This is a genomic window from Herbaspirillum sp. C9C3, from assembly GCF_013359625.1.
Classification (GTDB): Bacteria; Pseudomonadota; Gammaproteobacteria; order Burkholderiales; family Burkholderiaceae_D; genus Herbaspirillum.
Genome location: NZ_JABFMQ010000003.1, coordinates 252,683 through 265,378 on the forward strand (window position 1 = coordinate 252,683; position 12,696 = coordinate 265,378).

Here is a 12,696-nt window from a genome sequence, read left to right on the forward strand (position 1 = left end):
AACCAAAATATTTGCCAACCCAACACGGCAACACGCTCAGAACAACGACGTGGAGACAACCCCCGATTGCACACAGGAAACTCAAGCGATCTTTTTTTTGGCTCGCTTGATTAAGCGCTTAACCTGACGCCGCACCTGCCTCGTGGCGCCCTGCCCTGCAATCCATTTCTGTTAGGAAAACGTGATGGCCAGCATCAGCTTGCGTGCAGCACAAAAAGCCTACGGCGATGCACCGCCGGTGATCCGCAATGTCGACCTCGACATTGGCGAACATGAATTCTGTGTCTTCCTGGGCCCGTCCGGCTGCGGCAAATCCACGCTCCTGCGCAGCATCGCGGGGCTGGAAGATCTGACCAGCGGTGACCTCTTCATCGGTGGCAAGCGCGTCAATGATGTGCCCTCGGCGCAGCGTTCGGTGGCGATGGTGTTCCAGAGCTATGCACTGTTTCCGCACATGACGGTGTATGAAAACATGAGCTTCGGTCTGACCCTGGCCAAGCTGCCCAAGGCCGAGATCGAACAGAAGGTGCGCGAAGCTGCGCGCATCCTGCAGCTGGAAGAACTGTTGCAGCGCAAGCCCAAGGAACTCTCCGGCGGCCAACGTCAGCGCGTGGCGATTGGCCGCGCCATCGTGCGGCGCCCCGGGGTGTTCCTCTTCGACGAACCGCTCTCCAATCTCGATGCCACCCTGCGCAGCCAGACCCGCATCGAGATCGCGCGCCTGCATCGCCAGTTCGAGCAGGCCAGCGTGGTCTACGTCACGCACGACCAGGTCGAGGCGATGACCCTGGCCGATCGCATCGTGCTGCTGCATGCCGGCGCCGATACCCAGCGCTTTGGCAGCATCGCCCAGGTGGGCGCGCCCATGGAGCTGTATCACCATCCGCGCAATCGCTTCGTGGCCGGCTTCATCGGTTCTCCACGCATGAACTTCCTGCCGGCACAGGTGGTGAGCGCCCAGGACAATGGCATCCAGATCCGCTTGCAGCACAGCGAAGAAACCCTGCTGGTCGCCGCCAAAGGTCCGGTGCAAGCGGGCCAGCAGGTGACCGTGGGCGTGCGTCCCGAACACATGGAGATCGGCACCCAGGGCCAGTACGGCATCACCCGCGAAGTGATGCTGGTGGAGCGCCTGGGCGAGCAGACCTACGTGCACCTGGACGAACCGGCCGGTCAGCCGCTGGTGGCCAAGGCGCCGGGCGATGCCCGCATTGCCCGCGGCGAACGCCTGCGCGTAACGGTGACGCCGAGCTGTGCCTACCTCTTCGATGAGGACGGGGTCGCGCTGGCGCGCACAGAAGTTCATCCGGGCCTGGCCGCCGCAGCCTGAACAGGCCGCGTACGCGCCCTTCTTCACTCCACGCTTCACTACCGCTAAGGAACCACGACCATGTCGTTACGATTGGGAGTCTGTTACTACCCTGAACATTGGCCCGAGGCCATGTGGGAAAGCGATGCCCGGCGCATGAAGGCGCTGGGCATCAAGCAGGTGCGCATCGGCGAATTCGCCTGGAGCCGCATCGAACCTTCGCCCGGAGACCTGCGCTGGGACTGGCTCGACCGCGCCATCGAGGTGTTGGCCAAACATGACCTGGAAGTGGTGATGTGCACCCCGACCGCAACGCCTCCGAAGTGGCTCATCGACCGTCATGACGACGTGCTGGCAGTCGATGCCAACGGTCGCGAGCGCGCCTTCGGTTCGCGCCGTCATTATGATTTTTCCTCGGACTCGTATTACGAGGAATCACAGCGCATCGTGCGCCTGCTGGGCGAACGTTACGGCCAGCATCCGGCGGTCACCGCCTGGCAGCTGGACAATGAATACGGCTGCCACCAGACCGTGGTCAGCTATTCGCCCTCGGCCCAGCGCCGCTTCCGACAGTGGCTGCGCCAGCGCTATGGCAGCATCGATGCCCTCAATACCGCCTGGGGCACGGTGTTCTGGAGCATGGAATACCGCAGCTTCGAGGAGATCGATGCGCCCGTGGGCACCGTCACCGAAGCCCATCCCTCGCATCGCCTGGACTATCGCCGCTTTGCGTCGGATGAAGTGGTGCGCTACAACCGCATGCAGGTCGAGATCCTGCGTCCGCTCTCGCCGGGCCGTCTGATGGTGCACAACTTCATGCAGATGTTCCTGGAGTTCGATCACTATCCGGTCGCCGCCGACCTCGATGTCGCCACCTGGGACAGCTATCCGCTGGGCGCGCTGGAAGTGATGTGGTACGACCCGGAAACCAAGGCGCGCTGGCTGCGCACCGGCCATCCCGATTTCGCCAGCTTCAACCACGACCTCTATCGCGGCATGTCGGCCCAGCCGTTCTGGGTGATGGAACAACAGCCCGGCCCGGTGAACTGGGCGCACTGGAACCCGGCCCCACTGCCCGGCATGGTGCGCCTGTGGAGCTGGGAAGCCTTTGCCCACGGTGCGGGCTGCGTGTCCTACTTCCGCTGGCGTCAGTGCCCGTTCGCGCAGGAACAACTGCACGCCGGCCTGAACCGTCCCGACAATCGCCTGGACGTGGGCGGCAGCGAAGCCGAACGCGTGGCCCGGGAAATCCTCGCGGTGGAAAACGCCAACGGCGCGCTGGCCCAGCCGCGCGGCAAGGTGGCGCTGCTGTTCGATTACGATGCCAAGTGGCTCTTCGAGATCCACTTCCAGGGCATCGATTTCGAATATGCGCATTTCGCCTTCGACTATTACTCGACCCTGCGTTCGCTCGGCCTGGATGTGGACATCGTCCCGCTCAACGCCGATCTGCAAGGCTACGCCATGATCGTGGTGCCGCCGCTGCCCATCGTGCCGGACGATCTGCCGGCCCGCATCGCAGAGAGCGGTGCGCAGGTGGTATTCGGTCCGCGCAGCGGCTCCAAGACCCAGTCGCTGCAGATTCCTTCGACCCTGCCGCCGGGCCCGCTGCAACAGTTGCTGCCGATGCGCGTATGGCGGGTGGAATCGATGCGCCCCAACGTCAGCGAAACAGTACAGTTCGGTACGACACAAGGCCAGGCCCGCTACTGGCGCGACCTGATCGAAGCCGATGGCGAGGGCCTGCAGACCATTGCCAGCTTCGGTGACGGCCATCCAGCCATCGTGCAGAAGGAGCGCGCGCACTACCTGGCCGGCATCTTCGATACCGAGCTGACCACGCGCTATTTCGAGCACGTGGCGCGCGCCGCCGGACTGGCTCCGCAACGCCTGCCGGAAGGCCTGCGCCTGCAGCAGCGGGGCGGCCTGCAGTTCGCCTTCAACTACAGTGACGCACCAATCACGCTGCCGCATGCAGAGGGTGCGCAGTTCCTGGTCGGACAGGCAGCGCTGGAGCCGCAGGGCGTGGCCATTTACCGTCCGCACACGCAAGCATGAGCAATACGCCGGCCTCACTCTGGAAGACAGCACGGCGGCTGCGGCCGCCTGCACAAGCAGGCCACAGACCTGCGCAAGATCGCTGTACCGTGAACGTACAAGAAGCTGCGAGATCCATGACACAGCCGTTTTGCTTTTTAAACCGTTTTGACCTTATAAACCGTTTAGCTGTTTGAACTGCCTGAACCGCTTGAACCAAACATTCGGAGACAACAATGAAGAAGATGATTCGCATGACCGTGATCGCCGGCTGCCTGGCTGCATCCGCCGCCTGGGGCGCCGCTGCCATGGCCGGTACCCTGGCCGTCAACATCGCCTACAAGGGCGCAGTACAGCGCAACGTCTGGCAATCCACGGTCGATGAATTCAAGAAGGCCAACCCGGATGTGGACGTCAAGGTGTCCTTCATCGAGGAAGAAGCCTACAAGGTCCAACTGCCGGGCTGGCTCTCGACCCAGGCTCCGGACATCATCAACTGGCACAACGGCGAGCGCATGGCCTTCTACGCCAGCCGAGGCTTGCTGGAAGACCTGAGTGACGACTGGAAGAAGAACGGCTGGGATACGACCTACGCCTCCACCAAGGAAGCCTCTTCCTGGCACGGCAAACAGTATTCGGCGCCGACCGTGTATTACTCCTGGGGCATGTTCTATCGCAAGGACCTGTTCAAGAAGGTCGGCATCAGCGCCGAACCCAAGACCTGGGATGAATTCCTGGATGCCTGCAAGAAGTTGAAGGCCGCCGGCATCGCCCCCATCGCCGTGGGTGGCCGTGACGCCTGGACCCTGGCCGGCTGGTTCGATTATCTGGACCTGCGCATCAACGGCAACGCCTTCCACCAGCAGTTGATGGCGGGCGATGTCGCCTACACCGATGCGCGCGTCAAGAAGGTCTACACCGCCTGGAAGAGCCTGATCGACGACAAGTATTTCATCGACAACGCCCTGTCCTATGACCTCGATGGCGCACAACCCTTCCTGTTCCAGGGCAAGGCCGCCATGATGTTGATGGGTACCTTCATTGCCAAGGGCTTCCCGGCCAAACTGGCGCCGGAGATGGGTTACTTCCAGTTCCCCATCATCGATGCCAACGTGCCGACGGCTGAAGAAGGCCCGACCGAATCCATTCACATCCCGGCCAAGGCCCGCAACAAGGCCGATGCGCACCGCTTCATCGCCTTCGTCGGTACCCCGGCCATCAGCGCCAAGCTGGCCGAGGGCCTGGGTTCGCTGCCGGCCAACAGCAAGTCACCGGCGCCCACCGATCCGATCTCGCGCATCGGTTTCGAGATCCTCTCCAACGCCAAGGGCGGTATCTCGCAGTTCTATGATCGCGACATGACCAAGGAAATGGCCGATGAAGGCATGAAGGGCATGCAGAAGTTCGTCAGCGACCCGACCAAGATCGATGACGTGCTCAATGAGCTGGAACAAAGCCGCAAGCGTATCTACAAGAAGTCCTGATCGTCCTTGATGCCTGGCTGGTCCAGGTAGTCCATCCGGGTCATTCCCCTGCCGCGTGCGGCAGCGGAATGGCCCGCAGAAAAAGAAGGAGACCCCGCCATGCTAGCGCCCACATCCGCCGCGCAGCCGTCTGCGACCCAAGCCTCTGCCACGCCGGTGACCGGCCCGCAGCGCAGTGCCGCCCGCCGCAACCGTGCCGCCTTCTGGTTCCTGGCGCCGGCCTGCGTCATGACGCTGGTCTATGTGCTGTACCCGATTCTCTATACGATCTATCTCAGCTTCTTCAGCTGGGATGGCATGACTGCGCCCAAGTACGTGGGTATGGCCAACTACATCGAACTGTTCCATGCGCCGACCTTCTACACGGCCCTGAAAAACAACGTGCTGTGGCTGCTCATGTTCCTGCTGGCCCCGCCCATGGGCCTGGCCATCGCGCTCTACCTGAACCAGAAGGTGCGCGGCATGCGCGTGGTGAAGTCATTGTTTTTCGCGCCCTTCGTGCTCTCGGGCGTGGTGGTGGGGCTGATCTACAGCTGGTTCTACGACCCCAGCTTCGGCCTGCTGTCGCTGATCCTCGGCCATGGTGTGCCGGTGCTGGGCGATGCGCGCTATGCCACCTTCGGCATCATCTTCGCCGCCCTGTGGCCGCAGACCGCCTACTGCATGATCCTCTTCCTGACCGGTCTGACCGCCTTGAACCATGACCAGGTAGAGGCTGCCCGCATGGAAGGCGCCAAGGGCTGGACCATGCTGCGCTACGTGATCCTGCCGCAATTGCGCTCGACCACCTTCATGGCCTTCGTGGTCAGCATCATCGGGGCCCTGCGCAGCTTCGACCTGATCTCGGTGATGACCAGCGGCGGCCCTTACGAGAGTTCCACCGTGCTGGCGTATTACGCCTATGACCAGGCCATCAAGTATTACCGCCAGGGGTATTCGGCGGCGGTGGCGGTGACGCTCTTTGCCATCATGCTGGTCTACATCGTCTTCCAGCTGCGCCGCATGCTGCGCGCTGAACGCTGAACGCAAACGCCCATCGTCAACCGCTTAACGAGAAAAGAGAGATCGCCATGTTTCCCATGCCGATAGAAAAATGGAAGCCGATCAACCGCGCGCTCTACCGCGCCTCGCTGCCGGTGGCGCTGCTGATCTGGTTGTTGCCGATGCTGACCGCGCTGGTGACCTCGATACGCTCCAACGACGAACTGATGGCCGGCAACTACTGGGGCTGGCCGCAGGACTTCGCCATGCTGGACAATTATCGCGAGGCGCTGACCGCCTCGCCCATGCTGCATTATTTCTGGAACAGCTGCCTCATCACCGTCCCGTCGGTGATCGGTGCCATCTCGCTGGCGGCCATGGCCGGCTTTGCGCTGTCGACCTATCAGTTTCGCGGCAACACCGTACTCTTCGCCACCTTCGTGGCCTGCAACTTCGTGCCGCAACAGATCCTGATGATTCCGGTACGGGACCTCACCCTGTCCCTGGGGCTGTTCAATACCATCACCGGGATGATGCTGTTCCACATCGCCATGCAGACCGGATTCTGTACCTTGTTCCTGCGCAATTTCATCAAGCAGTTGCCCTTCGAGATGATCGAAGCCGCGCGCATCGAAGGGGCCAGCGAGTGGACCGTGTTCTATCGCATCGTGCTGCCGCTGATCCGGCCGGCCCTGGCCGCGCTGGCGGTGCTGGTCTTCACCTTCGTCTGGAATGATTACTTCTGGGCGCTGGTGCTGACCCAGGGCGATGATGTGGCGCCCATCACCGTCGGCGTGGCGGCGCTGCGCGGCCAGTGGACGACCTCCTGGAACCTGGTCTCGGCCGGCTCCATCCTGGCGGCGCTGCCTTCGGTGATCCTGTTCTTCGTGATGCAGAAGCAGTTCGTGGCCGGACTGACCTTCGGCGCCAGCAAGGGCTGAGCAAGCTCTGCCGACTCAGGGCTGCGTCGGTGGCGGTGCCGCCACGGGCGCTTCCTCCAGCCCCACGCCCATGGCCTGGAACAGGGTGGCCGTATCGTTCATGCGGCTGGCCGTGGCGCGGATCTCGCCCAGCCTGGCATTGAGATACTGGCGCTCGCCGGTGCGCGCGGCACTGGCCGGATAGGCCCCGAGTTGCGCGCGCCGCTGCGCATTGCGCCAGCCTTGCTCGGAAGCGATGCGCGCCGCCGACGACGCCTGCAGAGCATCGGCATCCTCGGTCAGTGCCACCAGGCTATCGGCCACGTTCTGGAAAGCATTCAACACGGTCTGGCGATAATGGGCCTCGGCCGCGAAATAGGCTTGCTTGCTGGCGTCCCGCTTGGCGCGCAAGGCCCCGCCATGAAACAGCGGCTGTGTCAGCGACGCCCCCAGGCCCCACACCGCACCGGCACCACCGGTGGCCTTGGCCCACGAGAAGCCGGACTGGCCGAAGGAAGCGCTGATGGACAGGCTGGGAAACATCTCGGCCGTGGCCACCGCCTGCTGGGCCGCAGCCACTTTCAAGGCCGCATCGGCCGCGAGGATGTCGGGCCGTTGCCTGAGCAGTTCGGAGGGAACCGTCATCGGAACCTGCTGCGGCAACTTCAGGCTGGCCATCTCCAGATCGGATGGTGCGGCATCCGGGGTGCGGCCCATCAAGACCGCCAGCGCATGACGCGCACCCTGCCATTGCGCCTTCAGACCGGGCAGGCTGGCGCGCAGCGATTGCGCACTGGCGCGCGCGGACAAGAGCTCGTCAGCGGACACCGCCCCCAGCGCCAGACGGCGCTGCAATTCCTCCACATCGGCATCGGCCAGCGCCACCAGGCGCTCGGTGTCGCTCACCTGTGCGCGCAATGAAGCGGCATTGATGGCCGTGATGACCACGTTGGCTGCCACTGCCCGCCGTGCCGCATCGAACTGATAGGACTGGGCATCGACCTGCGCGGCCAGGGCCGAATTGGCGAAGCGTTCCACCCCGAACAGGTCGAAGGTATAGCTGGCCCGGATCTGGCCGGCGAAGACGTTGTACAGATTGGTGGTCGGGCCGATGTTGGGCAGGCCCAGAGCGCGCTGACGCTGGGCCTGTCCGACCGCATCGATGGTGGGCCAGAGCGACTCATCGATCTGCGCGCGCAATTGCAGGCGTGCACTGGCCAGATTGCGATCGGCCTCGGCCAGCGAATGATTGTTGCGCAAGGCCTCCTCGACCCAGGCCGACAGTTCCGGCGAGCCATAGGCACGCCACCAGTGCGGCACCGTGCGCTGACCCAGCACGAAGGTCTGGCGCGCCTCCGAAGGTCCCAGCGTGGCAGGCGTGGCCTGGGCGGCATAGTGGGCCGGCTGCGGCATGGCCGGCGCTTCGCCGGTCGGTCCCAGGGCGCAACCGGACAGCAGCAGCGCGGCGGCCAGCGCCACGGGGCGCAGCTGCGGGGCGAAGATCAAACGAACGGCGCTCATCAGTGACTCCCTTGCGCGGCATGGTCGCGGTGATGGGTTTCATCCGGCTTGACCCGGTAGCACAGCGCGTACAGCGCCGGCAGGTAGAACAGGGTCAGGATGGTGGCGATGGTGATGCCGCCCATGAGCGCGGTGGCCATCGGTCCGAAGAAGTTGCTGCGCAACAGCGGAATCAATGCCAGCACGGCCGCGGCAGCAGTGAGCGTGATCGGACGGAAGCGGCGCACGGTGGCGCCGACGATGGCATCGAAGCGGCCACGACCGGCGGCGATGTCCTGCTCGATCTGGTCCACCAGGATCACCGAGTTGCGCATGATGATGCCCAGCATGGCAATGGTGCCCAGCATGGCCACGAAGCCGAAGGGCTGACCAAACAGCAGCAGCGCGCCGACCACGCCGATCAGGCCCAGCGGTGCAGTCATCACCACCATCAGGGTGCGGCCGAAGCTCTGCAACTGCACCATCAGCAACAGCAGCACGGCGATGACCATCAAGGGCATCTGCGCCGAGATGGAGGACTGGGCCTTGGCGTTCTCTTCCACCGGACCGCCCACATCGATGCGATAACCCACCGGCAGCTCGCCGCGCAGGGCATCGAGCTTGCGGTTGACGTCATTGGTGACATCGATGCCCTGCACGCCCGGGCGCACGTCGGCCAGCACGGTGATGGTGGGCTGGCGGTCGCGCTCCCAGATCACGCCGTATTCCAGCGTATTGCGGAACTGGCCCAGTGTGGCCAGCGGCACCGGACCATTGGCGGTGGGCATGGACAAGCTGGCCAGGCGCGAGGGATCGACGCGCTCGCTGCGCGGGGTGCGCAGGTCGACGCTGACGAGTTTGTCGCGCTCGCGATATTGCGTCACGGTCACGCCCGACAACTGCATGGCCAGGAAGTTGGCAATCTGCTGGCTGCTCAAGCCCAGCTCGGCGGCACGTTTCTGGTCGATCTCGAAGGACACCGAACGCTGGGCCGGCTCATCCCAGTCGAACTGGATGTTGGTGGCACGACTTTCCTTGCGCAACTCGGCGGCTACCTGTTCGGCAATGGCGCGTACCTTGGGGATCTGTTCGCCGCTGATGCGGAACTGCACCGGGAAACCGACCGGCGGGCCATTCTCCAGCCTCGTCATGCGCGTGCGCGCACCGCTGAACTGCTGGCGCAGCGGCTCCTCCAGTGCCCGCGCCAGGGCTTCGCGGTCTTCCACCGACTTGGCCGTCACGACGAACTGCGCGAAGTTGGGGCTGGCCAGTTGCTGGTCCAGCGGCAGGTAGAAACGCGGCGCGCCGACGCCCACGAAACTGACCACATGATCGATCTGTGGACGGCCCTTGAGCAGGGCTTCCATGCGGATCGCCTCGCGCTGCGTGGCGTCAAAGGAGGCACGCTCCGGCAGGTGCAGGTCAATCAGCAGTTCGGGGCGGTCGGAGCTGGGGAAGAACTGCTGCGGCACCAGTGCGAAGGCGGCCAGCGAGCCGATGAACAGCACCGTGGTGGCGATCACCACACGCCCACGGAAGGCCACGCACCAGGCCACCGAACGACGCAGCCAGGTGTAGATGCGGGTCTGGTAGATGGGATGGTCGTGGTCCTCCTCATCATGGCCGGCATGCGGGTTGGCGGCGATCTGTTCATCCGTGAGCGCACCCGGTTTTTCCTTGAGCAGGTGATAGCCCAGCAGCGGAATGAGCACCACCGCCGCCAGCCACGACAGCAGCAATGCAATGGCCGAGACCTCGAAGATGGAACGGGTGTATTCACCGGTCCCCGACTTGGCCAGTGCAATCGGCAGGAAGCCCGCGACGGTCACCAGCGTGCCGGTCAGCATCGGGAAGGCCGTGCTGGTGTAGGCGAAGGCGGCGGCGCGGCGGCGGTTCCAGCCCTGCTCCAGTTTTACCGCCATCATTTCCACGGCGATGATGGCATCATCAACCAGCAGCCCCAGTGCCAGCACCAAAGTGCCCAGCGAGACCTTGTGCAGGCCGATGTCGAAGAGGTACATGAACAGCGAGGTCACCGCCAGCACGATGGGAATCGAAATCACCACCACCATGCCGGTGCGAATGCCCAGCGAGACCAGGCTCACCACCAGCACGATGGCGACCGCCTCGGCCACCGCTTCCAAAAAGTCATCTACCGATTTTTCCACTGCATGCGGCATGCTGGAAACCGCCGTCAGCGTGAGCCCGGCGGGCAGGCGCTTGCGCAATTGTTCAGTGCGCTCGTCCAGCGCGCGGCCCAGGCGGATCACGTCGCCGCCAGGCTGCATGGTCACGCCGATGCCCAGCACGGGCTGGCCGTTGGCGCGCATCTCCTGTTCCTGCGGTTCATCGTAACCGCGCGTGATGGTGGCGATGTCACCCAGCCGGAAATTGCGGTTGTTGACATGGATGATCTTGTCTTCCAGCGCGCGCAGGTTGTCGAACTGGCCGGTAGGACGCACGTAGACGCGGTCATTGTCGGTGGTGATGAGACCACCCGGCACCACCGCATTCTGTGCACCGATGGCATCGGCCAGCTGCTGCGGGCTGATGCCAAGGCGCGTCATGCGGGTGTTGCCGATGTCGATGTAGATGTGTTCCTGACGATCCCCGAAGTAATCGATCTTGGCCACGCCCGGCACGTGCAGCAGTTCACCGCGCAACTGGTCAGCATAGTCGCGCAACTGCGCTGGCGTGAAACCGTCACCGGCCAGTGCGTAGATGTTGGTGTAGACATCACCGAACTCGTCATTGAAGTATGGTCCCTTGACCCCCTGCGGCAAGGTGGCGGCCATGTCACCGACCTTCTTGCGCACCTGGTACCAGGTCTGCGGCACCTGCGAGGCCGGGGCCGTATCCTTGATGGTGAAGAAGAGCTGCGACTGCCCCGCGCGCGAATAACTGCGCAGAAAATCGACGTCCGGTGTCTCCTGCAGCTTGCGGGCGATGCGGTCGGTGATCTGCTCTTGCACCTGGCGCGCGGTGGCGCCGGGCCAGTCGGTCTGGATCACCATCACCTTGAAGGTGAAGGGCGGGTCTTCGGATTGCGACAGCCGCGAATAGGAACCCATGCCCAGCAAGGTCACCAGCGCCAGGATGAAGGTCACCAGCGCCTGGTGCTGCAAGGTCCAGGCGGACAGATTGAATCGGCCGGGCGCGCTCATAGGGCGAAGTCCTCGGCGTGCAACGGCGCCACCGGCTTGACCTTTTCTCCCACGGTCAGGGTATGTACGCCCTGCACCACCACCTTGTCACTGGCAGCCACGCCTTGCGAGAGCGAAATGCTGCGCTCTCCATACGCGGCCACCGTCACCGGACGCAGTACCAGCTTGCCGTCGGCACCGACGACCCACACTGCCGGTTTGTCACCCTGATGGAACAAGGCCGTGGCCGGCAGCAACAGAACCTGCGTCTGCGTCGTGTTGGACGGCGTGATCGTCACTTCGCCGGTCATGCCCAGGCGCACGCTGGCGTCAGGCTGTTCCAGCGTGACCTTGACGCGATAGGTACGACTCTGCGGATCAGCGGCCGGACTGACTTCACGCACACGCCCCTTCCAGGTCTTGCCGGGCAGGGCGGCCAGCGTGACATCGGCAGCGACCCCGGGTTGCAGGCCGGCCAGCTGGCGGTCGGCCACGTCGGTGACGACATCCACCGCCCCCGACCAGGCCAGCGAATAGACCGGCTGACCGGGGCTCAGTACATCGCCGGTATTGGCCTGCTCGGCACTGATGACGCCGTCATGCTGAGCCACCAGCGTGGTGTAGTCACGCTGGTTGCCGGCCACCGCGGCACGGGCCTGCGCGGCCTTCCATTGCGAGAGCGCGGCGGCATGGGCATCCTGGCTTTGTTCCAGCTGCTGGGCGCTGATGAGCTGTTCTGCGGCCTGCGCCGTATCGCGCTGCAGCTGCTTCTCGGCTGCGTCGAGATGCTGGCGGGCGGCCGCCAGTTCGGCGCGCGCCGACGCGGCGTTCTGGTCGGCATCGGCGGGGTCGAGACGGGCCAGGATCTGGCCCTTGCGCACCACATCGCCCAGATGTACGCGACGTTCCACCAGTTGTCCGGCCACCCGGAAGGAGAGCGAGGTCACATAGCGCGACTGCACTTCGGCCGGCAGGTGCAGGGGCTGGGTGCCGGCGCGCTCCTGCGCCTGCAACACCACCACTTCGCGCGGCACCTCGGCCACGGGGGCCGGCTTGCTGCATCCGGCCAGCCAGAGCGTAAAGGGAACGGCCAGCAGGGCCATGCGCGCCAGCCGGACGCGGCGTACGGAAAAAGCCAGGGAAGCAGGACCGGGACACGAACGTGAGACAGGCTTCACAGCATTCCTTTCGGGAAAGGGAGTGTCGGGAGGGTCGGACCGCGGCGCGCTCCGCCTCGTGGGCGTCTTTACAAAAGTTCAGCGATTCTAATGCAGATATGAATTCAAATGCAACACTGTATCCGAATACAACAGTGTTAGAAT

8 protein-coding genes are annotated in these 12,696 nt (G+C 64.1%); 5 read left to right on the forward strand and 3 right to left on the reverse strand.

Going from position 1 to position 12,696, the window contains the following annotated elements; all coding sequences use genetic code 11:
• Positions 1 to 184: 184 nt before the first annotated feature.
• The 5 genes from HNO82_RS05140 (at position 185) to HNO82_RS05160 (ending at position 6,752) form a co-directional block, all read left to right on the forward strand.
• Positions 185 to 1,330, forward strand: a complete 1,146-nt coding sequence (locus HNO82_RS05140; RefSeq protein WP_008334390.1) for an ABC transporter ATP-binding protein — start codon at positions 185 to 187, stop codon at positions 1,328 to 1,330.
• A gap of 60 nt (positions 1,331 to 1,390) precedes the next feature.
• Positions 1,391 to 3,367 carry a beta-galactosidase gene (locus tag HNO82_RS05145; RefSeq protein WP_175342962.1) on the forward strand — a complete coding sequence of 659 codons (1,977 nt, stop codon included), beginning with the start codon at positions 1,391 to 1,393 and terminating at the stop codon, positions 3,365 to 3,367.
• A 215-nt stretch (positions 3,368 to 3,582) separates the two neighbouring features.
• The gene (locus tag HNO82_RS05150) at positions 3,583 to 4,830 is read left to right on the forward strand and encodes an ABC transporter substrate-binding protein (protein WP_008334388.1); all 1,248 of its coding nucleotides are present in this window, start codon (positions 3,583 to 3,585) and stop codon (positions 4,828 to 4,830) included.
• A gap of 99 nt (positions 4,831 to 4,929) precedes the next feature.
• The gene (locus HNO82_RS05155; protein WP_175342963.1) at positions 4,930 to 5,853 is read left to right on the forward strand and encodes a carbohydrate ABC transporter permease; all 924 of its coding nucleotides are present in this window, start codon (positions 4,930 to 4,932) and stop codon (positions 5,851 to 5,853) included.
• Positions 5,854 to 5,900: 47 nt separating this feature from the next.
• Positions 5,901 to 6,752, forward strand: a complete 852-nt coding sequence (locus HNO82_RS05160; protein WP_175342964.1) for a carbohydrate ABC transporter permease — start codon at positions 5,901 to 5,903, stop codon at positions 6,750 to 6,752.
• 15 nt (positions 6,753 to 6,767) lie between these two features.
• Here the strand turns inward: HNO82_RS05160 and HNO82_RS05165 are convergent, their stop codons facing one another.
• The 3 genes from HNO82_RS05165 to HNO82_RS05175 are packed head-to-tail and all read right to left on the reverse strand — an operon-like array spanning position 6,768 to position 12,477.
• Positions 6,768 to 8,252 (reverse strand): efflux transporter outer membrane subunit, encoded by a 1,485-nt coding sequence (locus tag HNO82_RS05165; protein WP_175342965.1) that lies wholly within the window; start codon positions 8,250 to 8,252, stop codon positions 6,768 to 6,770.
• Entirely contained in the window at positions 8,252 to 11,395 is a 3,144-nt protein-coding gene (locus tag HNO82_RS05170; RefSeq protein WP_175342966.1) for an efflux RND transporter permease subunit, read from the reverse strand. The genes HNO82_RS05165 and HNO82_RS05170 overlap by 1 nt, the downstream gene beginning before the upstream one ends.
• Positions 11,392 to 12,477, reverse strand: a complete 1,086-nt coding sequence (locus HNO82_RS05175; RefSeq protein ID WP_175342967.1) for an efflux RND transporter periplasmic adaptor subunit — start codon at positions 12,475 to 12,477, stop codon at positions 11,392 to 11,394. Before HNO82_RS05175 ends, HNO82_RS05170 begins: the two co-directional genes overlap by 4 nt.
• Between the last annotated feature and the right edge of the window lie 219 nt (positions 12,478 to 12,696).

What these genes read in the sequence shown, in the direction of transcription:
- HNO82_RS05145 (WP_175342962.1), top strand. Translation starts at nt 1,391, where the DNA reads ATGTCGTTACGATTGGGAGTCTGTTACTACCCTGAACATTGGCCCGAG.
- HNO82_RS05155 (WP_175342963.1), top strand. Translation starts at nt 4,930, where the DNA reads ATGCTAGCGCCCACATCCGCCGCGCAGCCGTCTGCGACCCAAGCCTCT.
- HNO82_RS05140 (WP_008334390.1), top strand. Translation starts at nt 185, where the DNA reads ATGGCCAGCATCAGCTTGCGTGCAGCACAAAAAGCCTACGGCGATGCA.
- HNO82_RS05165 (WP_175342965.1), bottom strand. Translation starts at nt 8,252, where the DNA reads ATGAGCGCCGTTCGTTTGATCTTCGCCCCGCAGCTGCGCCCCGTGGCG.
- HNO82_RS05170 (WP_175342966.1), bottom strand. Translation starts at nt 11,395, where the DNA reads ATGAGCGCGCCCGGCCGATTCAATCTGTCCGCCTGGACCTTGCAGCAC.
- HNO82_RS05175 (WP_175342967.1), bottom strand. Translation starts at nt 12,477, where the DNA reads ATGGCCCTGCTGGCCGTTCCCTTTACGCTCTGGCTGGCCGGATGCAGC.
- HNO82_RS05160 (WP_175342964.1), top strand. Translation starts at nt 5,901, where the DNA reads ATGTTTCCCATGCCGATAGAAAAATGGAAGCCGATCAACCGCGCGCTC.
- HNO82_RS05150 (WP_008334388.1), top strand. Translation starts at nt 3,583, where the DNA reads ATGAAGAAGATGATTCGCATGACCGTGATCGCCGGCTGCCTGGCTGCA.